This is a genomic window from Saccharopolyspora soli, from assembly GCF_022678645.1.
In the GTDB taxonomy this organism is placed as follows: Bacteria; Actinomycetota; Actinomycetes; order Mycobacteriales; family Pseudonocardiaceae; genus Saccharopolyspora; species Saccharopolyspora soli.
Genome location: NZ_JALBWV010000055.1, coordinates 40,670 through 62,886, shown reverse-complemented (window position 1 = coordinate 62,886; position 22,217 = coordinate 40,670). Strand labels below are relative to the sequence as shown.

The window sequence follows — 22,217 nt, the reverse complement described above, 5'->3', positions numbered from 1 at the left end:
TCTCCGGCCTCCCCGCTGGCGCGGCGTACCCCGCCCGCAAACCCCGCCCCCCGGCCGGGTGGTTAGTGCTAAACGCGCTGGGCGCCGTTTTTCGCCCCCACGACCCAAACCATCGCTGGTAGCGACGGCGAAAATCGCCGATCGGTGTCCACAGTGCACCGAAGCCGCCGAGGAACGCGGTTGTTCCAGCCAGAACTGGGATTTTCTGAGGGACGACACACGAATACATCGGACGGCACCGCCTGCGAGGCGCCTGAACAGGCGGCACAGACCGGATCGGTGCATCGCCCCTCCCCGACCCGCGCCGGTCCGTCCGGTGGCCGGGGGCTCAGCGCCCCCGACACCTACCCGGCCGCCGGAGCCTCACCGTTGCAGGAGTTCCAGGGCCGCCGCGTGCAGGTGTCCGTTGGTGGACATGGCGCTTCCGCTGTCGTAGCGGGGTTCGCCGGAGAGGTCGGTGAAGGTGCCGCCCGCTTCTTCGACGAGGACCTGGGCCGCCGCGACGTCCCACGGGTTGACGATCGGTTCCGCTGCGATGTCGATCACACCTTCGGCGACCAGGCAGTGGTGCCAGAAGTCGCCGAACGCCCGGTTCTCCCAGCAGGCGTCGACCAACCGCAGGTACGACTCCCGCGAGTGGTACTCCACCCAGGTCCCGAGGTGCGTGGTCGACACGTACGCATCGGCGAGTTCGCGCACCCCGGATACCGCGATCCGCTCCGGCTCCGCGGCACCGGTGCGGCACCAGGCACCGGCTCCGGCCGCCGCCCACCAGCGCTTGCCCAGCGCCGGTGCGCTGACCACACCGACCACCGGACGCCCACCGTCGACCAAGGCGATCAACGTCGCCCACACCGGAATACCGCGCAGGAAGTTCTTCGTCCCGTCGATCGGGTCGAGCACCCACGCCCGACCAGCGCCCACCGCGCCGCCGCGCTCCTCACCGGCGACCACGTCGTCCGGCCGCTGCTGAGTGAGTTCGGCGCGCACCGCGTCCTCGACCGCGAGGTCCGCATCGGTGACCGGGGTGCGGTCGGGCTTGCGGTCCACGCTCAGGTCCCGCGCCCGGAACCGGTCGCCGGTGATGCCGTCGGCGAGGTCGGCGAGGTGCAGGGCGAGATCGAGATCGCTGGTCACACCAGGCACTCTAACCAGCTCCGATCGCCGTCCCACCAGGCCCCATCAGACCCGTCAGACCCGGCGGGCCCGGCGAATCGCCCATGACGCCGGACGTGATCATCGGCGCCCTCTAGTCTGGAGGCGTGAGCGTGGTGCTGCTGGCAGAAGACGATCCGGCCATTGCTGTGCCGCTGTCCAGGGCGCTGCAGCGCGAGGGCTACTCGGTGCAGGTAATCGAAGACGGTCCCGCGACGCTGCGCGCCGCCGCTTCCGGTGGAATCGATCTACTGGTGCTGGATCTGGGCCTGCCGGAGATGGACGGCCTGGAGGTGTGTCGGCGGCTGCGGTCGCAGGGCCGCGGCCTGCCGGTGTTGATGCTCACCGCGCGCACCGACGAGGTCGACTTCGTCGTCGGTCTCGACGCGGGTGCCGACGACTACGTCGCCAAACCGTTCCGGCTCGCCGAGCTGATGGCCCGGATCCGCGCGCTGCTGCGCCGTGGTGCCCCGGAAACCCTGGAAGCCTCCGGCGTCCGGCTCGACCTGACCGCTCGCCGGGTGCTGGTCAACGAGCACGAGGTGCAGCTGGCGAACAAGGAGTACGAGCTGCTGCGGGTGCTGATGCAGCACGCCGGTCAGGTGGTGACGCGCGAGGAAATCCTCGAAGAGGTCTGGCCCGAGTCCGACCGCAAGGGCAGCAAGACACTGGACATGCACATCTCGTGGCTGCGCCGAAAGCTCAGCGACACCAACGGTCGGCTCGACGAGACCCGCATCGCCACGGTGCGCGGCGTCGGGTTCAGGTTCAACGCGGACTGATCCCCGATGCGCCGCCGGATTCTGCAAGCCACCTTGCTCGCAGTCGCGGTCACTGCGGTCGCGCTGGGGCTCCCGCTCGGCTTCAGCGCGCTGAAGCTGGTCCAGGACATCACCACCGGCGACCTGTCCACCCGCGCCCAGCAGATCGCCACGCTGCTCGACGAGCAGATCGCCTCGCAGCGCGCGATCGACCTGAGCGCGGCCCGGCTCGCGGTGCCCGACGGCGCGCGGCTGATCGTCCGAACCCAGGCGCACGACTACGTCTACGGCCCCGATCCCGGCGAGAAACCGCTGGTGGAGAGCGTGCCGATGGTGCAGAGCGGCACGGTCACCATCGCCGCGCCGAGCGGTCCGGTGCGCACCCAGCAGCTCCAAGTGGCCGCGTTGGTGCTGATGCTGGTGGTGTTCTCGGCCGGTACCGGGATGATCGTCGCGACGGTCACCGCCCGACGGCTGGCCGATCCGCTGAAGCACGTCGCGGCCCGTGCGGCCCGGCTCGGCGCTGGTGATTTCCGCGCCGACCCGCAACGACATCAGGTCCCGGAACTCGATCGCGTCGCCGATGCGCTGGACGCTTCGGGCGCGGCGCTGTCGCAGCTGGTGCAGCGCGAGCGCGACCTCGTCGGCGACGTCTCGCACCAGTTGCGCAGTCGGCTCACCGCGCTGCACCTGCGGTTGGAGGCGCTTGCGGCGGCGGACGACCCGGAGGTCACGGAAGAGGCCGCCGCCGCGCTGGAACAGGCCGAACGGCTCTCCGGCGTGCTCGACGACTTGCTCGCGGCGGCCACCGCGGCGCGCGCTCGGGACGCTGAACCGCTGGACGTCTCGAGTCTTCTCACCGATGTCGCGTCCGAGTGGCGGGAGCCGATGAAGGTCGAGGGCCGGACGCTGCGGGTGAAGGTGACGGAAGGACTGCTCGCCCGCGCCACTCCCGCGCGACTGCGGGAGACGATCGGGGTGCTGCTGGACAACGCCCTGCGGCACGGCGAGGGAAGCGTGACGTTGGCGGCGCGGCAGGGCAGTGGAACCGTGGTCGTCGAGGTCAGCGATTCGGGGCCGGGTGTGCCGGACGCGTTGGTGCCGTACGTCTTCGAGCGCGGCTTCTCCGGTCACGGCTCAACCGGTGTCGGGCTCGCGCTGGCCCGCGCGCTGGTCGAGGCGGACGGCGGACGCCTGGAGCTCAGCCAGGCGCGCCCGGCGATGTTCGAGGTGTTCCTGCCGATCGCCCGCGCCGACGACATCCTCGGCGTCCCCTGGAACATCGAATCCACCCCCCGCTGACCCCACCCCGTTCCCGTCCGGGCGATGAGTGAAGGGCGCCTTCAACCGGCTTACGCGGTCCAAGGCGCCCCGTCGGTCACTCCTGTTTTGGGAGATCGCCGGGCGCCATCCCCAAGCTGTCGGCGTAGCTGCGGAGACGTTCCCGGCTTGTGACGGTGATCTTTCCCCGGTGCAGACGGAGGAGTCCTCGATCGGCCAGTTCACCGAGCGCGGTGGTGGTGCGTTCGCGGGTGGCGTTGACCAGCCCAGCGAGTTGCTGGTGGGTCAACCGAACCGGCTCCGGAGCCGTTCCCACCGACACCCCTTTGCTCAGCATCCACAGCGTCTCCGCGAGGCGTTCCGAGAGTGTCTTGCAGGCGAGATCGGTCAGCCGGTGCTCCAACTCGGAGATGCGCTCGAACATGTGCTCGGCGATCCGGGCGGCAATGCGCGGATCAGCCAGCAGCAAGTCCCGCACGTCCTGCGGGCCCATCAGGCACAGCCGCGAGGGCTCAAGTGATTCCGCCCAGTTCCGGCCCATCCGCAGCCCGACGAGTGGAACTTCTCCGAAAACAGATCCCGGCCCCAGCACCGCTGTCGTGACCGCCTGCCCGGTCGAGCTGATCTGGTACAGCCGGATCCAGCCGCGTTTGATGATGAACAGCGTGTCCGTGGGCCGCTCCGGGCTGAAGACCACCTGCCCCGCGGGCACGTCGCGCAACGGGGCACGTGCACCCAACTCGGCCATCTCCCGCCGAGACAGATCACGGAAGAGGTCGACTTCGGACAGGCAGTACACCTCGTCGGACACCGGAGCCTCCGGTGACGGTCGCTGTTCACTAGCAACCATCACCCTTGGCCTGGGGGTTGTCCAGCCTGTGCACCAGCTCCCGCAGCGAAGGGTTGCCCAGCGCGATTGTGACCTCGCCGAGACGGTAGGTGGGCGTGCCCACGAGTTCGTCGGGTATCGGCCCGTTGTATTCGGAGAGGTCGATCACCTCCACCGGCTGGCCCGGCCGCACGCGCCGCACGGTTTCCGCGAGCCTCCTCGCGGTCCGGCAGCTCGCGCAGCCGGGAGAGACGTAGATCCGCAAGATCGCAGGTTTCGTGCTCATCACGAGTGGCTCGCCCGGTGGCGGAGCGCGGTCAACCCCACGCCCGTGACAGCGCCGTAGAGCAGGTGCCCAAGAAGGCTCCACATTGCCCCGGCCCCCACCTGGAACACCGGCATGCCCAGTCCGGCAGGCATCAGCAGCAGACCGCCGATCACCCACCAGACCGCGCCGTACCCGAGCCCGGCCCCCACCAACGCCCCGAGCTGGGTGAACGGGGTGACCACGCCGAAGCCCGCGCCGAGGATCGCCGAGATTGCCAGGTGCACCACGATCCCCACTCCGATGTTGGAGCTGCCGACCAACATTGCCACCATCGGCAGCATCCCCAGCACCGCCATGAGAATGCCGAACACGATCCCACCACCGATTCCGGCGACCGCCCCGTAGAGCGCCCGGGACACGACCAGCTGAACAGGGTGGTGTGCAGGATGAGCAGCAGTTGACATAGGAACCCCCTCCAACCGCGATTTTCACCGCTGCTTAGAGCGTCGCCTCCCTCGCAATGCCCGTCGTTAACCGCCGTTACACAACGGCACGATTGCCGTTGACGGCTTCCACACCCAGCTCACGGCCAACGATCACGTTGCTGCCTGACACGGCCTGCAACCAGCTGGCGCCCTTCACTCCGGTGCTCGGCTCCGAGCGAGGGGACGGTCGCCGGGTGGGGCGCTGGGGCGTTCGGGTTGTTCGGCGGGGAAGACCCACTTGCGGAACGCCCACCAGCGGAACGCCATGCCGACCAGCAGTCCGATGATCTGGCCCGCGGTGAAGTCGGCGATCTCCTCCACCAGCCGGGTCGTGTACGGGGTCTGCAGGTGCAGCAGGTACCGGGAGATCCACAGCGGCGCCGAGTAGAACCCCACCCCGATGCCGCTGATCACGAAGTACAGCGTTGCCTCGTGGTACCGCCGACGGCCGCCGCGGGTGCGGAACGACCACTCCCGGTTCAGCACGTAGGACACCATCGTCGCGGCCAGCACCGCGATCACCTTCGAGGTGACCGGCTTCGGCGACAGGATCGTCAGTTTCAGCGCGTAGAAGATGCCGGTGTCGATGAAGAACGTGATCGCGCCGACGACCCCGAACTTGAGCAACTCGCGATGCCGGAGCGCGAGTGCCCGGTACGGCTGCGGGATGCGTGCGAGCACGGTATCGACAGCGGACACATTCCGAGTCTACGGAGCTGCTCCAACCGGGCGACGAAGTTGCCGGATCACCTCGACTGTGGTTCGGGCGTGGAACTCGTCGGTGGCTCGGCGTTGGTCGACGGCTCCGGTGGTGGCGTCGTCGTCGAGGTCAGCGGTGCGCTCGGCGACGTGGTACTGGTCGTCGGCGGTGCGCTCGTAGTAGGCGGGATCGGGCTCGGCGGCACTGGCCACCAGCAGTACGTCGGACGCCACGGTGGCCGGTTGCCCCCATCCGGCGGGCATTCCGGTGGCGTGCTCGTGGGCATCGGCGGGCGGCTCGTGGTGGTCGGCGGCGGAACCGGTTCGGGCGGCGGCTCCGGCGGGTACCAGAGCTGCACCGAGATCGGGTCGCTATCGCTGGCCGATCCCAGGGTGGCGGTCACCGGGATGGTCACCTCGCGGACGATCCGGCCATCGACCGGATCCGGCTTCCCGGGCCACGACGGGTGCACCGGCAGCGTGGTCAACCACACGCGGCCTTGGAAGGACTTGCCGACGTCCAGCTCCGCCGAGCACCGGATCCGGTGCTCGGCGGGCTGCACCTCGCACTCCGGTGGCAAGCCGGTGGCCCGGACGCCCTCCGGCAGTTCGGCGACGGCCTCCGCGCGCCCGCCGCTCGTCCCGGTGTTGCGCACGTTGATGTCGATGCGACTTTGCAGCCACGGCGCGTGGTTCCAGTCCGAGGTCTCGACGTCGACCCCGTCGACCGGCGTCGGCTGGACCACCACCGAAATCGTCGGGACCCGCAGCTGGATCTCGGTGCCCGCGACGATGCTCCCGGTGATCTCGCCGCCGGTGGCGGTCTCGTCCGCCCGGATTCGGTAGTCGAATACGAACGTCTCACCGGGTCGCAGCCCGCGGTCGGTGCTGCAGGTGATCGTGCCGGGCCGGTTCGTGCAGCGCACCGACGGTGCGTCCGGAGCCTGGGCGCGCACCGTGGTCGCGCTCTGCGGGGTGGTCGAGGCCGGGCCGGACTGGACGGCGGTCGGCAGCGTCGCGGTCACCCCGCTCGGCAGGTTCAGCGTGGCGGTGACCGGTTCGGACGGCCCGGAGCCGGTGTTGCTCACCTTGATCGGCAACGCCACCGGGTTCCCACCGGCGGCCAGTTGGACCGGTGCACCCGGACCAACCGCGTTCAGCGCGGGTGTCGTGGTCGGCGGAGCCGGGGATGGCGCCGGAGGCGGTGTTTGCCGCGTCGGCCGAGCTGGGGGCTGCTGCGCAGGTGGTGCGGGCGAGGACACCGCTGGTGGCGGCGGAGCCGCGGCAACCGGGACGGGCTGGTCGGTACCGGAGGTCATGGCGATGGCGACGGCTGCGGCCAGCACCCCCGTCGCGACGACGGCGGTGACCGCCTGGCGAGGCCCGGTGCTGGCTGCGTTCGCGGCGGCGGAAGCGCCACCCGTGGTCGCCGCACTTGCGGTGGCGCCGCCGGAGGACGAGACGGCGAGGTATCCGGTCGTGGAGGCACCGAGTACCAGCGGCCCGATGATGGCCCGCAGCGCGCCGTTGACGTCGGCGAGCTCGGCGGCCAGCGCGCGGCACCGGTCGCAGCCGTCGAGATGGGTCTCCACCTGGGCGGTTTCCCGCTTGGACAGTCCACTGCGGGTCCAGGCGCCGAGCCGGTCGACCGCTGCCCGGCACTGCTCCACCCCGGATTCGGCGTCATCCAGCTGGCCGAGGTGCACCTGCAGGTATGCCTGGCGGAGTCCTTCGCGGGCCCGGTAGGCGAGCGCGGAAACGCCGTTCGGGGTCAGTCCGAGCAGCGGTGCCACCGTGGCCGGGGTCTGGCCCTCGACCTCGATGTGCCACAACACCGTCTGCCACCGCTCGGGCAGCCGGGCGAACGCCTGCGCGGCGAGTGTGCGCTCCAGTCCGGCGACCGCGGTGTCGGTGAACGGCACGCTGACGTCCGCGCCGGAGACCTCCGCGACGTCGTCGGCGAGCTGCACCTTGCGCTCGCGGCGAGTTCGGTCGTAGGCGGTGTGCCGCAGCGCGGTGAGCAGGTAGGCCCGGAACGCGGTGGTCGGGCCGCGTCCGCCCCGCAGCGTGTCGAGCACCTTCGCGAAAGCCTCGGACACCAGGTCGTCCGCCTCGGCTGACGACTTGGCGACCTGCCGCGCCATGTTGTACGCCGCGCCGACGTGCCGTTCGTAGAGCTGCGCGTAGGCCGTCGACGAACCGCCGCGCACCTCTTCCAGCAGCTCCCCGTCGCTTGGGCCCTGCACTTCCGCCGGGACTGTCGCCACGCTGCACCTTCCTCCTCGCAGGGCAGGACCGATCCGTTTCCGTAGGGAGTCACGGCCAGCGAAGACCATGACGCAAAAAACCCGAAGATCATTGTGATCTAGATCCTATTGCCAACGCCATCGGCGACACCGTCATAGGCGACCCATTGCTCCGTCCCGATGACAGCCGGTCGCGGAGGAGGAACGTTGAGGATGAGGAAGGTGCCGCTGAGGTGCGACGCGACGACCACGCGGGGACTGCGGCGGACGCTGCGGTACCGCTGGCGCACTGCGAGCCTCGCGGCCGGGTGGCCGTTCCCAAGCGACTGGTCCTCGTCCGCGGTGGACGCGGTGTGCGCGGCGGTGGTCACGGGGGATGACCTGGCCGACCCGTTGGCCGAGCTCGGCGCGGCTCGGGCCGAGGCAGGTGTCGGGCTCGCCGGGACGTTGCAGGACCTGGCCGCGTTGCACGCGGTGTCCAGCGGTGCGCACGACGGCCTGGTGTCCGCCGATCCGGACGCGGTGCCGACCGCGATGGTGCGCATCACCGCGCTGGGCTGGTCGGACGTGGTGACCCGGCTGTCGATCGGGCGCGAAGTGGAGGATCCGCTCACCGGCCTGAACACGGCGAGCTACCTGCGCACCCGGTTGCACGAGGTCTACCGGGCGGCTCGTGTCGAGGGGAGGACTGCCGGGGAAGGGCACGCGCTGATCACGTTTTCGCTCCGCGCCGCGCCCGACGGCTACCCCCGGATGATGGCGATGGTGCTGGTCGCCGACGTGCTGCGCGCCGTGTTCGACGGCGGGGAGACGGTGGCGCTGCTGCGGTCGACGACCGCAGCGGTCCTGGCGACCCGCGATCGGGTGGTGCCCGCCCGCTGCCTCCGGGTCCGTTCGATGATCGGGCACCGGCTGGCCGCGGACCCGGCATTGCACGGCTGCGGCGAGGTGCACCTGCGGGAGGAATCCCTCCCGCCCGACCACGCCGAAGCCTGCACCCTGCTCGCGTCCCTGTGAAACCGCTGGGCGTTCGCGGGCGGAGGTGCCGATTTCGATGCGAAATCGGCACCTCCCGTGCGGAACGGGTCGCGGGCTTGGCGCGAAATCGCGCTTGTGAGGTGAATCGCGTTGGGCGGTCCCGGCCGCTGGTGCGGGTGGCCCACCGCTCTAGGCTGACGGGGTGGACCACCGCACCGGAACTCCAGTCGTCGGCATGATCGGTGGTGGCCAGCTCGCGAGGATGACCCACCAGGCCGCGATCCCGCTGGGACAGTCGTTGAAGGTGCTGGCCACCTCGAAGGACGACGCCGCCGCGCTCGTCGTGCCGAACGTGGAGATCGGCCACCACACGGACCTCGAAGCGCTGAAGAACTTCGCGCAGGGGTGCGACGTGGTCACCTTCGACCACGAACACGTGCCCGGCGACCACCTGCGCGTGCTGGCCGCGGCGGGGGTCTCGGTGCAGCCCAATCCGGACGCCCTGCTGCACGCGCAGGACAAGCTCGTGATGCGCCGCAAGCTCGCCGAACTCGGCCTGCCGGTCCCGCCGTTCGCTGAGGTCACCGGGGTCGGCGACGTGCTGCGGTTCGGCGCGGAGCACGGCTGGCCGTGCGTGCTGAAAACCACCCGCGGCGGCTACGACGGACGCGGCGTGTGGGTGCTCGACACCCCGAACGGCGCCAACCGCACCGTCAGCGAGCTGCTGGACAACGGTGCCTCGCTGCTCGTCGAGCAGCGGGTGGCGCTGCGCCGGGAACTCGCCGCGCTGGTCGCCCGCTCGCCGTTCGGACAGGGCGCGGCATGGCCGCTGGTGGAGACGGTGCAGGAGGACGGCATCTGCGTGCAGGTGCTCGCCCCGGCCCCGAACGCCTCGGCGGAACTGGTCGAACAGGCCCAAGATCTCGCGCTGAACATCGCTGGCGGACTCGACGTCACCGGCGTGCTGGCGGTCGAGCTGTTCGAGACGGCGTCCGGCCTGGTGATCAACGAACTCGCGATGCGTCCGCACAATTCCGGGCACTGGACCATCGAAGGTTCCCGGACCTCGCAGTTCGAGCAGCACCTCCGGGCCGTGCTGGACTACCCGCTGGGCAGCACCGAGCAGACCGCGCCAGCGGTGGTCATGGCCAACCTGCTCGGCTCGCCGATCGAATTGCGGATGGGAGTGGACGAGCGGTTGCACCACCTGTTCGCCCGCTACCCGCACGCCAAGGTCCACCTGTACGGCAAGAGCGAGCGTCCGGGGCGCAAACTCGGACACGTGACCGTGCTCGGCGACCGGATGGACGAGGCGCGGGAGCAGGCGCGGCTGGCCGCGCACTGGCTGTCGCACGCCGAGTGGCTCGACGGCTACCAGATCCACTGACGCGAAGCAGAAATCGAGAGGTCCGAGCGTGGCAGGCGAGAACCCACTGGTCGGCGTGATCATGGGCAGCGATTCCGACTGGCCGGTGATGCAGGCGGCGGCGGATGCGCTCACCGAGTTCGAGGTGCCGTTCGAGGTCGGCGTCTACTCCGCGCACCGCACGCCGCAGCGGATGCTCGACTACGCGCGCACCGCGGCCGACCGCGGAATCCGGGTGATCATCGCCGGAGCGGGCGGGGCCGCGCATCTGCCGGGCATGGTCGCTGCGGCCACGGTGTTGCCGGTGATCGGCGTCCCGGTGCCGTTGAAGTACCTCGACGGCATGGATTCGCTGCTGTCGATCGTGCAGATGCCTGCGGGGGTCCCGGTGGCGACGGTGTCGGTGGGCGGCGCCCGCAACGCCGGTCTGCTCGCGGTCCGCACCCTGGCAGCGGACTGCGGTGAGCAGGGGGCGCGCCTGCGCGCGGCCATGGCCGAGTTCCAGGCCAATCTGGAAACCGCGGTCCTCGACAAGCACACCGCCCTGCAACGCAAGGCCACCCAGTCCTGACGCAACGGCGGTGCGCACCCCGGCGCAACCCGAGTTCGGGCTGACCTCCGGCGAACGGCGCGTTGACCCGGTTCCAATTTCGTCCACAGTGGAGTTTCGAAGCGATCGAGCGCTTCCTTCGGTGTGAACGACCCGCCGCAGGTGGTGAAAAGGGCCTGGGTGCCACGTATTTCCCGACGTTGCCCAGGGTGGTCAACGGCGGTGCTGGCTGTTCCCGGTTTTCTGGCGATTTGTCGCGATTTCATTTCGCAGCGCGGAAGCCGTGTGAGCATCTTCTCGGCCGGGCGAGTCGGAACTCGTGCGGATCGGCTGTGCCGGGTGATCGTCAAGCGGACAACGTGAGCCGCTGCGCTCCGCGGCTTGCACCGCCGTGCAAAACAATCCGGGCTGCTTGAGGCTTCACATGGGTGGCAAGAACCGACTTCGAAAGGTTTCCCAATGCAGCACAGTCTTCGCGATGTGATGGTCTTGGTCGCGCGCCTCGTCGTGGGTGCGACGTTCCTCGCGCACGCCTACCAGAAGTTCGTGCTCAACGGAATCGACAACGTCGTCGCTTCGTTCGGTGAGCTGGGGCTGCCCGCGGTCGCGGCGTGGTTCACCGCGCTGGTCGAACTGCTCGGTGGCGCGGCGCTGATCCTGGGCGTGCTGCTACCGATCGCCGGGATCCTGCTCGCGGCGATCATGGTCGGCGCGCTGTTCTTGGTGCACCTCAGCGCCGGGTTCTTCGCGGCGGACGGTGGTTTCGAATACGTGCTGGTGCTCGCTGCGGCCAGTCTCGCGCTCGGTTTCAGCAGCCCCCGCTACACCATTTCCGCACTGTTCAGGAGCCATTCGACCCGAGCACGGGAGCAGATCGCGGCCTGACGGGTCGTGAGTGCACAACCGGGCTCCAGCCCGGCTACGCACTCACGAGCGAACAGCGGTCACGGTCGCAGTTCCACGGTGATGCGTTCGTCGGACCGGCGTCGATCCAGCTTCTCGGGATCGGGGTTGGTGCAGTGCACCAGGGACGCCTGTGCGGCCAGCACGGCGAGGAAGCCGTCCACGACGCCATCCGGCAGATCCCATTCCAATGTGGACAGAACGCGGTCGTCGCGGCCGATGTGCAGTGCCTCGGCGCGCCGTCGAGCCCTGTTGACCAGGTCGTCGACGGACAGGTCCAGCAACGCCGGTTCGCTGCCGTCGATCGGCGAAAGCGGGCTGAAATCGTCGCCGTGCACCCGGATGTCCGACACGTAGTCGGCCACGCCGCCCGGCAGGCCGCGCACCGGAGCTCCCAGTGCGTCCAGCCCCACGGCCGCCACGGTGTGCGCTCCCTTGCCGATTTCCAGATCTGCGGCGGGAACGAACGCCACTTCGGCACCCTGCGGGTCATCAGTGATGCGCGCACCGCACCACCACGCACCCAGCAGGACCCCGACGGTCTGCCAGTGCGCCGGTAGCGCTACCAACACCGGCCCACCCGGTTCCAGGTCGATCTCGTCGACGAGCCAGTTCGCCGTCTTCGCCGCCCAGTTCGCGGTGGTGGCGCGGGAGAGTTCGATGCGCGCCCCGGTGGCGTCGTCGTAGTGCGTGATCAGCGGCTTCGGCGCGCCGCTGGCCAACAGCGGACCGAGCAGTGCCTGGGTAACGCTCATGCTTCGAGCCTAGGAGACCGTCCTCGCGCTCGTCTCGTCCGGGTGATGCGGTGAGATCCGCGAGCTGTTGTGCCGTGCTGGCCCAGCCAGTCGCGTCCGGCCAGGTCAATTCACGCAGGGAATGCTGCCGTCGGAGGTGATCGGCTGCTGGCGGTGGGCGGTGCCGTCCAGTTGCAGTCGCGGCGTGGCGACCAGTCCGGGCGGTGCCGCGGTCAGCGCGCCGAAGAAGCGCTGCGCCGCAGCCGGATCGACGTTGACGATGCTCTGCCCCCGATCGTCGCGGGCTCCGGTGTCGGTCACCGGCAGCGTCACGAACGTGACCCGACCTGCGGCCAGTTCCTGCATCCGCTGCACGAAACCCAACGGATCCCAGTCCTCGTCCAGCACCACGGAGCGCTGGGTGGCCCGCACCAGGTCGTTGATCATCGCCGGGTCGGTGAGCGTGCCGGTGGACAGCACCTTGTTGGCCAGCGCGGCCATGAACACCTGCTGGCGCACGATCCGGTCCAGGTCACCGCGCGGCAGACCGTGCCGCTGCCGCACGAACGCCAGCGCGTCGCCACCGGAGATGGTGTGCTGCCCAGCGGCGAAATCGGCGCCGGAGTCCTTGTCGCTGGTCGCCTGCTGCAAGCAGACGTCCACCCCGCCGACGGCCTCGGTGAGCTCGTAGAAGCCGAGCAGGTTGATCTCCGCGTAGTGGTCGATGCGGATCCCGGTGAGGTTCTGCACGGTCTGCACCAGCGCACGCTGCCCGGCCAGCCCCGCTTCGTGCTCGACGGATGCCTGCGGCTTGCCTTCGGTGCGCAACTTGTCCGCCGCAGCGCTCTTCGTCAGCCCGTAGACGGCGTTTATCTTCTCGGACCGACCACCGGGCACCGCGGTGTAGGTGTCGCGAGGAATGGACACCGCGGTCGGCGGCGCCGAGGTGTGCGGAATCCGGATCACCACGAGGCTGTCGGTGTTCAGGCCACCAATGGCCTCGGTGCGCAGCTGTTTCAGCACGCTCTCGGGCAGCGGGTTGCCCTGCGCGTCGGTGCGGCTGTCGTTGCCCACCAGCAGCACGTCCGTGGCGCCGTCGTCGGCGGGCGGGGCCTGCGGCACGTCGGCGAGGACCTCGGTCGAACTGACGTCGCTGAGCCGGTCCACCACGATCCAGCCGATCGCGGTGAGGGCCAGCACGACCGCTGAGACCAGCGCCAGCAGGCTGCGGCCAGCGATGCGAACCCCGGACCGGCGTGAACCCGTCGACTGCTCGGTCTCCGGTTCCTGTTCCGGTTCGCCCACCTTCGCCTCCCCCAATGCTGCGCCGACGAACCAGGCTATCGGCTCCGCAGCGGCGGCGGGCCGCTCAGCGGGTTTTGGTCACAAAACCTCTGACGTTCCGCTACCAGCACCGCCACGCGGGACGAGCCGTGCGATCGATTAGTTCACGCAGGGCACTCCGTCGGCGGTGATGGGTTGTTCCTCGGTGGTGCCCACTTGGGCGGGGAACGGGGCGGCCTGGCGCAGCCCGTCGAGCCGAACGGTCTGCCCGCTGGTGAAGTTCTGCGCGCCAGGTCCCTTGTAGTCCTTGCCCAGGTACACCTGGACGCTGCCCGCCTGGACGTCCGAGCGCGCTTCGGTGGGCACTCCGCCGAGGGCGTCGGCCACCTGCTTGGCCGCCGCCTCCTCACCGGTGGCGTAGTAGATCACCGAGTTGTCCATGGTGTCGGCGTTGGAGCTGCTGCCGGACTGGAAGCCCTGTCCGGAGAGTTCGTCGAGCACCCGCGCCGCCAGACCGCTGATCCCGGAGGCGTTGTAGACGCTGACCGAGACCGCCGACCGGGACTGCTGGGCGGCCTGCTTCTGCTGCCGCTCGGTCGGCGACAGCAGCAAGTCCGCGGCGAACTGCCTGACCTCCGGGATCCGGAGCGTGACGTCCTCCTGCCCAGACGGCCCGACCAGGTGCACCGGAGCCCCGTAGAACTGCACGTTGCCACCGGCGATGCCCTGCATCTGCTGGGCGAAACCGAGGATGTCGCTGGCCAGCTCGGGGTCCAGGATGACCGACTTCTTGATGGCGTTGACCAGGTTCGTCAGCTTGGCCGGGTTGGTCAGCGTGCCGGTGGACATGATCTTGTGGGCCAGCGCGGACATGAACGCCTGCTGGCGTTTGCCGCGTTCCAGCTCGTTGATCAGGCCGTGCCGCTGGCGCACGAACGCCAGCGCGTCGCCGCCGGAGATGGTCTGCACGCCCTTCTGGAAGTTCGCGCCGGAATAGCTGTCCTTGGTGGCTTCGTTGAGGCAGACCTCGACGCCGTCGATGGCGTTGGTGATGTCGTAGAAGCCGAGCAGGTTGACCTCGGCGTAGTGGTCGATGCTGACGCCGGTGATGTTCTCGATCGTCTTGAGCAGCAGTTGTTTCCCGGCCAGCCGGGACTTCTCGTCGAGTTCCTTCTGGTCGGTGATGCCCTGCTTCTGCAGCTTCGCCCGTTCGGCGTCCTTGCCCCGGTTCATCGTCTCGGTGAGCTTGGTCTTGCCCTCGCCGAGGCCGATGTCGACGAGCGTGTCGCGCGGGAAGGAGATCGCGCTGGCGCTCTGGGCACCGTTGGGGATGCGGACCAGGATCATGGCGTCGGTGAGGTCGCCGCCTTCCTGGGTGGTGCGCAGTTCGCGCAGCACGTCGGCGGGCAGCGGGTTTCCGAAGGCATCGGTGCGGCTGTCGTTGCCGATCAGCAGGATGTCGGTCGCGCCGTCCGGGGCGTTGAGCCCGCTACCGATGACGTCGGCGGTCGAGGTGCCGCCCGCGCCTGGCCGGAACATCGCCCAGCCGAAACCGGTGGTGCTCAGCACCACCACGGACAGCAGCGCGACCAGCACACGACCGGCATTGCGCGCGCCCCGGTTCTTGCGACGGCGCTGCCAGACGTCATCTTCCGGGGGAAGCGGCTCCTGACCGGATCGGGTGGGCGGACGGCGTCGAGCGTCACTCTGCGCTGGCCTGCGGCCGGGACCGCCGGGAGGTGGCGCGGCACCGCGACGGCCACCTGGCGGGGTGCCACTCCCGGCACCGGGTCGGCCTTGACCGCCGGTCCCGCGGGGCGGAACGGGTCTGCCCGGCTGACCCTGCGGGCCGCCAGGCCACCTCGGCCGGTCCTCCACGCCGCATCCTCCTTGGCCTTCCGGCGAGTGTTACACCTCAGCGGAGTGATTTTGCTCGTGTTCGATTGCAGGCTATCGGTGATCGGTGGGTGCTTGGGCAGGTCCCAGTATTAGGGGTGATATCACTCATAAGAGTGACTTAAATCCGTAACCCTAGGTAACACGGGAGCCTTATTCATCGCTGGCCGTGGCATGCCAGACTGCGCACGCGGTCCGCTGTCGCGGGGCGCGGACGACCCCGGCGAGGAAGGGCGCGATGCGGATTCTGGTCACCGGCGGAGCCGGTTTCATCGGCTCGCACTACGTTCGGCAACTGCTCGACGGAGCCTATCCCGACTTCGCCGACGCCGAGGTGATCGTGCTCGACAAGCTCACCTACGCGGGCAACGAGGCGAACCTCAAGCCGGTCGCGGAAAACCCGCGGCTGAAGTTCGTCCGCGGCGACATCTGCGACCGCGAACTCGTCACCAGCCTGCTGGTCGGCGTGGACGTGGTGGTGCACTTCGCCGCCGAATCCCACGTGGACCGCTCCATCACCGGCTCGGACGCCTTCGTGGTCACCAACGTCGTCGGTACCAACGTGCTGCTGCAGGCCGCGCTTGAGGCCGAGGTCGGCAAGTTCGTGCACGTCTCCACCGACGAGGTCTACGGCTCCATCGAGTCCGGCTCCTGGCCCGAAGACCACCTGCTGGAGCCGAACTCCCCGTACTCGGCGGCGAAGGCGGGTTCGGACCTGCTGGCCCGCGCCTACCACCGCACGCACGGCCTGCCGGTGTGCATCACCCGCTGCTCCAACAACTACGGGCCGTACCAGTTCCCGGAGAAGGTGCTGCCGCTGTTCATCACGAACCTGATGGACGGCCGCAAAGTCCCGCTCTACGGCGACGGGCTGAACGTGCGGGACTGGTTGCACGTCAGCGACCACTGCCAGGGCATCCAACTGGTGGCCGAGTCGGGGCGCGCGGGTGAGATCTACAACATCGGCGGCGGCACCGAGCTGACCAACAAGGAGCTGACCGAACGGTTGCTGGCCGAACTGGACCTGGACTGGTCGATGGTGCAGCCCGTCGTCGACCGCAAGGGCCACGACCGCCGGTACTCGGTGGACCACCGCAAGATCGTCCAGGAACTGGGGTACGAGCCGAAAGTGGACTTCGAGACCGGTTTGCGCGACACCGTGCGGTGGTACCGGGACAACCGCGACTGGTGGGAGCCGCTGAAGGCCCGGTCGGCGGCGACGAGATGAGCCGCCTCGCCGTCCTGGTGCCCGGCGGTCGGGGCCAGCTCGGTTCGGAGTTGACCCGGATCCTCGCCGCGCGGGCTGGTTCGCTGGTCCACGCGCCAGGTTCTGGTGAGCTGGACATCACCGACGGCGAGGAGGTCACCGACGCGGTGGACTCCTTCGCCGAGGCCGCCCGAGACGCCGAGTTGCGTCCGGTGGTGATCAATCCCGCCGCGTACACGGCGGTGGACGCAGCCGAATCCGATCCGGACCGCGCGAGAAGGATCAACGTCGATGGCGCTGCCGCGCTGGCGAAAGCATGCCGCAACAGCGGACTTCCGCTGGTGCACGTGTCAACGGATTACGTGTTCCCCGGCGATGCCGACCGGCCTTATGAGCCGACGGATGTGACCGGCCCGCGAACGGTGTACGGACGAACCAAGCTCGAAGGCGAACACGCCGTGCTGGAGTCCGGCGCTCGGGTCTGGGTGGTGCGCACCGCTTGGGTCTACGGCGCACGAGGCGGGAACTTCGTGAAGTCGATGGCCCGCCTGTCCCGTGAGCGGGACTCACTGTCCGTTGTGGACGATCAGGTCGGTTCACCGACCTGGGCGGCGGATCTCGCTCACGGCCTGCTGGAGCTGGCGGAGAAGGTCGTCAGGCGCCAAGGCCCGGAGCAGAAGGTGTTGCACTGCACCAATTCCGGCCAAGCGAGCTGGTACGAGTTCGCCCGAGCGATCTTCGCCCACCTGGGCCTCGAAGAAGCCCGACTCCAACCCTGCACAACGGCGGATTTCCCCCGCCCAGCACCGCGCCCGGCGTACTCGGTCCTATCGGACGCGGCCTGGCGACAAGCGGGTCTGACGCCACTGCGCCCGTGGCGAGAAGCCCTGGCCGCAGCATTCGAAACCGACGGAGAAGCCCTCCGAGGAGAATGACGGCTCACCCGAAGGGTGGGAGTTGGCGGAGGAACGTCCGTTTCATCGGCTAATCCGCTCGCGTGCGGCTGCGGCGTTGTGCATAATGGGTAGCGCCTGATCCCGTGGGGAGAGGGAAGGAAGGCCAGGTGACCCGGGGCATGACTGGGAGCCTGGCCTGACGCTTGTCTAGGCTCAGCAGTCGGTGTCGATATCGATGTCGTACACCTGATCGGCCAACATTTCGCGATGCTCGGGACGGCCGAGACGAGCGGCCCGGCACGCACCTGCCACCACGTCTGCCGCCCAGAGCATGGGTTCAACGGCTCCTGGACAGTGTTCAACCCGGAACCAGCCATCCTTTGGGAGAAGACTCCGTCTGGCTGCGGCAGCGGTCAGCACATCTCGGCGGTTGAGCTCTGCAGTCCGAGCCTCAAGCACAAGCGAGTCGACGCCGAGACCATGCAGATCAAGGACCAACTGCGTCAGGCACTTGGCGCGAGCTCTTTCCTGCTTCTGCATGGGAACTGGTGAGCCGATGACGACGACGTGCATCCCGTCGAGGTCTGCCAGTTGCTTGACAACTCTTTGTTGCTCGACCTCTTCCATCTCATACCAGTGGAGCTTTCGGTGCTTTCCTCGCAGTGCTAACAGCATCTCACGAGCGTCGTCGAGGATCGGAGCGTCGAAAACGACGCTGGCGAGCACGTAGAAACCTTGTTCCAGGTGTTCCCGGAAGGATTCATCGCCGTAGGCAACTGGCACGAGGGAACACCGTACGGGGCAGGCAGAATCCCCTGTTGAGCGATCTACGACCAGCCAGAGGCGATCGCCTGATGTGGTGATCTTCCTGATTTGAAGCCGAAATTGGGGCATAGCGGTGCCTTGGACGGACATAATGGTGGTGCCTGATCCCGTGGGGTGACGGAAGGAAGGCCAGGTGGCCCGGGGCATTACCGGGAGCCTGGCCTGACGCCTTTCCGGGGTTCGTCAGGCCGCTGCGCGGTGGTAGGCCGTGAGGGTTTTTTCGGCGCAGGCTTGCCAGGTGAAGGTTTTTGCTTGTGCGCGGCCCGTTTCCGGGTTCGGCGGGTCTGCTAGGGCCTGGTGGAGTGCTTCGTTCAGCGCGGCGGTGTCGCCGTGCGGGAAGAACACAGCGTGATCCGCCGTGATTTCGCGGAGCGCTGGGATGTCCGAGCACACCACGGGTACTCCGCAGGCCAAGGCTTCCAGGGCTGGCAAGCCGAATCCTTCGTCGCGGGACGGCAGGACGAGCGCGCTTGCTCCGGCGACGAGGCGGCGCAGGCGGTCGTCGGGGAGGTAGCCGGTGCGGATCACCTCGTTGCTGCGGCCCGCGTCGGCGGGGCCTGCGATGACCAGCGGTGGCAGGTCGGGGCCGTGCGCCGCCAGCAGGTCGGGCAGGCCCTTGCGTGGTCCTTCGGCGCCGACGAACACCAGGTACTCCGACGGAAGGCCATATTGGACACGGAGTGTGGAATCCATTGGTACTGCGGTGAACCACTCCGGATCGACGCCCAGCGGAGTCACCACGACCCTGTCGCGCGGGACGTCGAGACGGATGCTGACAGCATCGGCCACCGCTTCCGTCGGCGTGCACACCGCCCGTGCTCGCCGCACTGAACTCCGTACGAGCTCCGGCAAATCGTGGTCAGCCAGCGACGGGTCGTCCAGGAATGCCAGGTCGTGCACGGTAACCACGCCACCCGCGCGGATCGACGGCGGCAGCACGAAGTTCGTGCCGTGCACCACTCGCGCCGGTCCGGCGAGCAGCTCGACAGGCGGGAAAGTGCTGTGCCGCCAAAGCGTTCGCAACACCCTCGCCGGGATTGGCGGCCCAACTGCTCGTGTTCCCACCGGCGCCAGCGAACGCAGCCTCCGCCAGCCGCGCGTGGTGAACCCGATCAGTCGGAGGTCCACAATGGACGATAGTTCGGCGACCAGGGACCCGGTGTAGCGGCCGATCCCGGTGCGCTGGCCGAGCAGCGGTGTGCCGTCGACCAGGACGCGCAGGTCAGTGCCCACGGAACCGCTCACCCGCGAGTCGCCGCAGCCGCCCGGTCGCCCGCTTCGCGACCTCCAGCGGTCCGCCCGCGTCGAGGTATTCCCGCAGCAGCGAGATGTCCCGGCGCACTGTCTCGGCGCGGTTCAACCGCGGACTGCGCACCAGCGGGGCGGACGCCTTGAGCCGGTCCGCGGCCGGGCGCGCGTCCCGGCAGAACTCGGTCAGCGGCGCGAGCACCGACTCCCAGGTGAAACGCTGCCGGACCGGGTCGATCCGGCGTCGGCACTCGGCGGCGAACTCCTCGTCGTAGAGCGCCTTTTCCAGGGCTGCGGCGAGCGCGTCGGGATCCTCTGCGGGCACCACCACGCCGATGCGCTCCTCGCGCACCAGGTCGGCGAACGAGTCGCCGTCGGTGGTCACCACCGGCAGCCCGGACCACAGGTAGTCCAGCACGCGGGTGCGGAACGCGAAGGTCGTCTCCACGTGTTCGAAATGGGTGGTCACCCCGCAGTCCGCGTCGAGCAGGTAGTTCTGCCGTTCGCCGTAGGGCACCCAGGTCTCGTTGAAGAACACGAACTTGTCGGTCAACCCCAGCCGCCGGGCCAGCCCGCGGGTCTGCGCGGCCATGCCCATCTCCGGCACGTCCGGGTTCGGGTGCTTCATGCCGAGGAAGAACAGCCGAACGTCGTTGTGCTGCTGGGAAAGCCGGTGCACCGCGTGCAGCAGCGTCAACGGGTCGAACCAGCTGTAAACGCCTCCTGCCCACAGCACGACCTTGTCCTCGGCCGCGATGCCCGGTCGGTTGCCCTTGATCGCCGGTGCGGTGCGGCGCGGTGCCACCGACGGCAAACCGAACGGCACGACCGAAAGCAGCGAGCGGACCGTCGGGTCGCTGTCGTACAGGCCGGGCGTCAAGCGCCCGAGCGAAGCCAGATGTCCCAGCCAGAAGTGCCGTTGCCGCTCCGAGGCGCAGAGGAAGAAATCACCGCGCCGCAACTGGGTGTTGAGCACCTTGGTCACCCCGACCAGGTCCTTGGCGCGGCGCTCGTCGTCGGTGTCGCGCCCCTGTTCCAGCAGCTCCAGGTGCATCGGGTCGTAGACGTCGCACACCACGATCTTGGTGGACTCGACGTGCTTGAGCGCGGGCACCATCTCCAGGACATGGCCCTGCAACACCACGATGTCCGCCCAGTCGACGTGCGCGCCGAGTTCGCGCGGTTTCGCCGCGAACACCTCGAACTCCGACTGCGGTGGGCTGACCAGGGCGTTGACGCTGACCAACCGCACCTGGTGCTCGGCGGAGAGCACTTCGGCCATGTGCCACGCGCGGATCGCCGGACCGGCCATCCGCTCGGTGAGGGCATCGCCGGTGAGCACCACGATCTTGCGGGGACGGCCGAAGACCTGGTCCAGCTCGAACGCCTCGACCAGCGCATCGTGCGCCGCGAGGTAGCGCGGCAGCGGGTAGGCGGGCTCCATCGCCTTGCGCATCAGCGGCACCAGGTCCGCGTCGGTGCGAACCCGCGCCTGCTGCTCCTGTTCGCGGGACCGCTTCAGCGACGGCAGCAACTCGACGAACTGGTCGATGGCCAGCATTCCGGCCAGCGCACTGCGGTCGATCGGCACCGGGCCGTCGTCTTCGCCGTCGCCGCGCCGGGTGATCTCCAGCTGCGTCGGATCGATCTCGCCCCGCGCGGTGGCCCGCCGCACGGCCAGCGCCATCGCGGCTGGCAGCGCTTTCGCCAGCGTTTCCTCGGAGACGTTCTTGTACAGCGTCGCCAGCGCGTTGCGTTCCAGCAGGTAGTGCTCGCGAGCTGAGGACACCTCGGCCATCGAGGCGTGGTGCCGGTGGAACGTCAGCGAGCGCGGCTCGTAGCGGACCCGCCAGCCGCGCAGGTTCAGCCGCCAACCGAGGTCGACGTCCTCGTAGAACATGAAGAAGCGCTCGTCGAAACCGTCCAGCGCGGCGAACAACTCGGCCCGCACGAACAGCGCCGAACCGGTTCCGAACAGCACGTCCCGCGCGGCGTCGTGCGAACCGTCGTCGACTTCCCCGGCGTGGCGCTTGTAACCCATTCCGAACCAGGTCAGCCCGCCGTCGACGAAGTCGATGTGCTTGCCGTCCCAATCCAGGACCTTGCTGGCGACCGCGCCCACGGTCGGCTCCGCCCGCAGCACCGCGACCGCCGCGCGCACCCAGGCGCGGTCCGGCCGGGCATCGTTGTTGAGGAAAGCCAGCACTTGGCCGGTGGCGCTGTGGGCGGCGAGGTTGCACCCGCCAGCGAAGCCGAGGTTGGTGTCCGACTCGATCAGTCGAACCTCCGGCGCTGCGGCCCGGATCCGCTCCGCGCTGCCGTCACCGGAGGCGTTGTCGACGCAGATCACCTCCAGGCGATCGGCGGGGTAGTCGAGATCGTCGCGGAGCGCGCGCAGGCAGGTGATGGTGTCGTCCGCGCCGCGGTAGTTGACCACGATCACCGACACCACGGGCAGGTTGCTGCGGTCGGACAATTCAGCCACGCCCTAAAGCGTGCACCATCCCCCACCGGGGCCTGCGAGGTGTCGGCAGAACTCGCGCCGCAGAGCCGGGCAATCGGTACCGGGGTCTTGCGGCCAAGCCGGAGTCCGGTGCGGATTGCCT

20 protein-coding genes are annotated in these 22,217 nt (G+C 69.0%); 8 read left to right on the top strand and 12 right to left on the bottom strand.

Going from position 1 to position 22,217, the window contains the following annotated elements; translation table 11 throughout:
• Positions 1–363: 363 nt before the first annotated feature.
• Complete coding sequence (gene hisN, locus MOQ72_RS32755; protein WP_242189626.1) at positions 364–1,146, bottom strand: histidinol-phosphatase; 783 nt, start codon at positions 1,144–1,146, stop codon at positions 364–366.
• Positions 1,147–1,262: 116 nt separating this feature from the next.
• Between hisN and MOQ72_RS32750 the strand changes: the two genes are divergently transcribed.
• Both MOQ72_RS32750 and MOQ72_RS32745 read left to right on the top strand, forming a co-directional pair.
• A complete protein-coding gene (locus MOQ72_RS32750) occupies positions 1,263–1,937 on the top strand; it encodes a response regulator transcription factor (RefSeq protein WP_242189625.1) in 675 nt (224 codons plus the stop codon).
• 6 nt (positions 1,938–1,943) lie between these two features.
• On the top strand, positions 1,944–3,218 hold the full coding sequence (locus tag MOQ72_RS32745) for a sensor histidine kinase (protein WP_242189624.1): 1,275 nt from the start codon (positions 1,944–1,946) through the stop codon (positions 3,216–3,218).
• A 76-nt stretch (positions 3,219–3,294) separates the two neighbouring features.
• Here MOQ72_RS32745 and MOQ72_RS32740 read toward each other — a convergent pair whose 3' ends face one another.
• The 5 genes from MOQ72_RS32740 to MOQ72_RS32720 all read right to left on the bottom strand — a co-directional run bounded on the left by MOQ72_RS32740 (position 3,295) and on the right by MOQ72_RS32720 (position 7,745).
• The gene (locus tag MOQ72_RS32740) at positions 3,295–4,008 is read right to left on the bottom strand and encodes a Crp/Fnr family transcriptional regulator (protein WP_242189623.1); all 714 of its coding nucleotides are present in this window, start codon (positions 4,006–4,008) and stop codon (positions 3,295–3,297) included.
• A 28-nt stretch (positions 4,009–4,036) separates the two neighbouring features.
• A complete protein-coding gene (locus tag MOQ72_RS32735; RefSeq protein WP_242189622.1) occupies positions 4,037–4,312 on the bottom strand; it encodes a thioredoxin domain-containing protein in 276 nt (91 codons plus the stop codon).
• Positions 4,312–4,758, bottom strand: a complete 447-nt coding sequence (locus tag MOQ72_RS32730) for a hypothetical protein (RefSeq protein ID WP_242189621.1) — start codon at positions 4,756–4,758, stop codon at positions 4,312–4,314. The genes MOQ72_RS32735 and MOQ72_RS32730 overlap by 1 nt, the downstream gene beginning before the upstream one ends.
• Before the next feature lie 174 nt (positions 4,759–4,932).
• Positions 4,933–5,478 carry a GtrA family protein gene (locus MOQ72_RS32725; RefSeq protein ID WP_242189620.1) on the bottom strand — a complete coding sequence of 182 codons (546 nt, stop codon included), beginning with the start codon at positions 5,476–5,478 and terminating at the stop codon, positions 4,933–4,935.
• Positions 5,479–5,525: 47 nt separating this feature from the next.
• Entirely contained in the window at positions 5,526–7,745 is a 2,220-nt protein-coding gene (locus MOQ72_RS32720) for a sigma-70 family RNA polymerase sigma factor (protein WP_242189619.1), read from the bottom strand.
• Positions 7,746–7,937: 192 nt separating this feature from the next.
• On the opposite strand from MOQ72_RS32720, the gene MOQ72_RS32715 reads away from it, so the two are divergent.
• From MOQ72_RS32715 to MOQ72_RS32700, 4 genes are all read left to right on the top strand, one after another.
• The gene (locus tag MOQ72_RS32715; RefSeq protein WP_242189618.1) at positions 7,938–8,741 is read left to right on the top strand and encodes a hypothetical protein; all 804 of its coding nucleotides are present in this window, start codon (positions 7,938–7,940) and stop codon (positions 8,739–8,741) included.
• Between the two features lie 163 nt (positions 8,742–8,904).
• Positions 8,905–10,089: a 5-(carboxyamino)imidazole ribonucleotide synthase gene (locus MOQ72_RS32710; protein ID WP_242189617.1), complete on the top strand. Its 1,185-nt coding sequence runs from the start codon at positions 8,905–8,907 to the stop codon at positions 10,087–10,089.
• 61 nt (positions 10,090–10,150) lie between these two features.
• Positions 10,151–10,639 carry a 5-(carboxyamino)imidazole ribonucleotide mutase gene (purE, locus tag MOQ72_RS32705; RefSeq protein WP_242189634.1) on the top strand — a complete coding sequence of 163 codons (489 nt, stop codon included), beginning with the start codon at positions 10,151–10,153 and terminating at the stop codon, positions 10,637–10,639.
• Positions 10,640–11,077: 438 nt separating this feature from the next.
• On the top strand, positions 11,078–11,503 hold the full coding sequence (locus tag MOQ72_RS32700; RefSeq protein ID WP_242189616.1) for a DoxX family protein: 426 nt from the start codon (positions 11,078–11,080) through the stop codon (positions 11,501–11,503).
• A 59-nt stretch (positions 11,504–11,562) separates the two neighbouring features.
• Here MOQ72_RS32700 and MOQ72_RS32695 read toward each other — a convergent pair whose 3' ends face one another.
• From MOQ72_RS32695 to MOQ72_RS32685, 3 genes are all read right to left on the bottom strand, one after another.
• A complete protein-coding gene (locus MOQ72_RS32695; protein WP_242189615.1) occupies positions 11,563–12,276 on the bottom strand; it encodes a TIGR03089 family protein in 714 nt (237 codons plus the stop codon).
• Between the two features lie 105 nt (positions 12,277–12,381).
• Entirely contained in the window at positions 12,382–13,560 is a 1,179-nt protein-coding gene (locus tag MOQ72_RS32690; protein WP_242189614.1) for an LCP family protein, read from the bottom strand.
• A gap of 138 nt (positions 13,561–13,698) precedes the next feature.
• On the bottom strand, positions 13,699–15,135 hold the full coding sequence (locus MOQ72_RS32685; protein WP_242189613.1) for an LCP family protein: 1,437 nt from the start codon (positions 15,133–15,135) through the stop codon (positions 13,699–13,701).
• 538 nt (positions 15,136–15,673) lie between these two features.
• On the opposite strand from MOQ72_RS32685, the gene rfbB reads away from it, so the two are divergent.
• Positions 15,674–16,663 carry a dTDP-glucose 4,6-dehydratase gene (rfbB, locus tag MOQ72_RS32680; protein ID WP_242189612.1) on the top strand — a complete coding sequence of 330 codons (990 nt, stop codon included), beginning with the start codon at positions 15,674–15,676 and terminating at the stop codon, positions 16,661–16,663.
• Positions 16,660–17,577 carry a dTDP-4-dehydrorhamnose reductase gene (gene rfbD, locus MOQ72_RS32675; RefSeq protein ID WP_242189633.1) on the top strand — a complete coding sequence of 306 codons (918 nt, stop codon included), beginning with the start codon at positions 16,660–16,662 and terminating at the stop codon, positions 17,575–17,577. The genes rfbB and rfbD overlap by 4 nt, the downstream gene beginning before the upstream one ends.
• Positions 17,578–17,751: 174 nt before the next feature.
• Here the strand turns inward: rfbD and MOQ72_RS32670 are convergent, their stop codons facing one another.
• The 3 genes from MOQ72_RS32670 to MOQ72_RS32660 form a co-directional block, all read right to left on the bottom strand.
• Entirely contained in the window at positions 17,752–18,321 is a 570-nt protein-coding gene (locus MOQ72_RS32670) for a hypothetical protein (RefSeq protein WP_242189611.1), read from the bottom strand.
• A 225-nt stretch (positions 18,322–18,546) separates the two neighbouring features.
• Complete coding sequence (locus MOQ72_RS32665; RefSeq protein WP_242189610.1) at positions 18,547–19,596, bottom strand: glycosyltransferase family 4 protein; 1,050 nt, start codon at positions 19,594–19,596, stop codon at positions 18,547–18,549.
• On the bottom strand, positions 19,586–22,087 hold the full coding sequence (locus tag MOQ72_RS32660; RefSeq protein ID WP_277955035.1) for a glycosyltransferase: 2,502 nt from the start codon (positions 22,085–22,087) through the stop codon (positions 19,586–19,588). Before MOQ72_RS32660 ends, MOQ72_RS32665 begins: the two co-directional genes overlap by 11 nt.
• Positions 22,088–22,217: the final 130 nt, after the last annotated feature.

Excerpts from the sequence above, each read along its gene's own strand:
- rfbB (WP_242189612.1), top strand. The coding sequence starts at position 15,674 with ATGCGGATTCTGGTCACCGGCGGAGCCGGTTTCATCGGCTCGCACTAC.
- MOQ72_RS32745 (WP_242189624.1), top strand. The coding sequence starts at position 1,944 with ATGCGCCGCCGGATTCTGCAAGCCACCTTGCTCGCAGTCGCGGTCACT.
- purE (WP_242189634.1), top strand. The coding sequence starts at position 10,151 with ATGGGCAGCGATTCCGACTGGCCGGTGATGCAGGCGGCGGCGGATGCG.
- MOQ72_RS32695 (WP_242189615.1), bottom strand. The coding sequence starts at position 12,276 with ATGAGCGTTACCCAGGCACTGCTCGGTCCGCTGTTGGCCAGCGGCGCG.
- rfbD (WP_242189633.1), top strand. The coding sequence starts at position 16,660 with ATGAGCCGCCTCGCCGTCCTGGTGCCCGGCGGTCGGGGCCAGCTCGGT.
- MOQ72_RS32700 (WP_242189616.1), top strand. The coding sequence starts at position 11,078 with ATGCAGCACAGTCTTCGCGATGTGATGGTCTTGGTCGCGCGCCTCGTC.
- MOQ72_RS32715 (WP_242189618.1), top strand. The coding sequence starts at position 7,938 with ATGAGGAAGGTGCCGCTGAGGTGCGACGCGACGACCACGCGGGGACTG.
- MOQ72_RS32735 (WP_242189622.1), bottom strand. The coding sequence starts at position 4,312 with ATGAGCACGAAACCTGCGATCTTGCGGATCTACGTCTCTCCCGGCTGC.
- MOQ72_RS32730 (WP_242189621.1), bottom strand. The coding sequence starts at position 4,758 with ATGTCAACTGCTGCTCATCCTGCACACCACCCTGTTCAGCTGGTCGTG.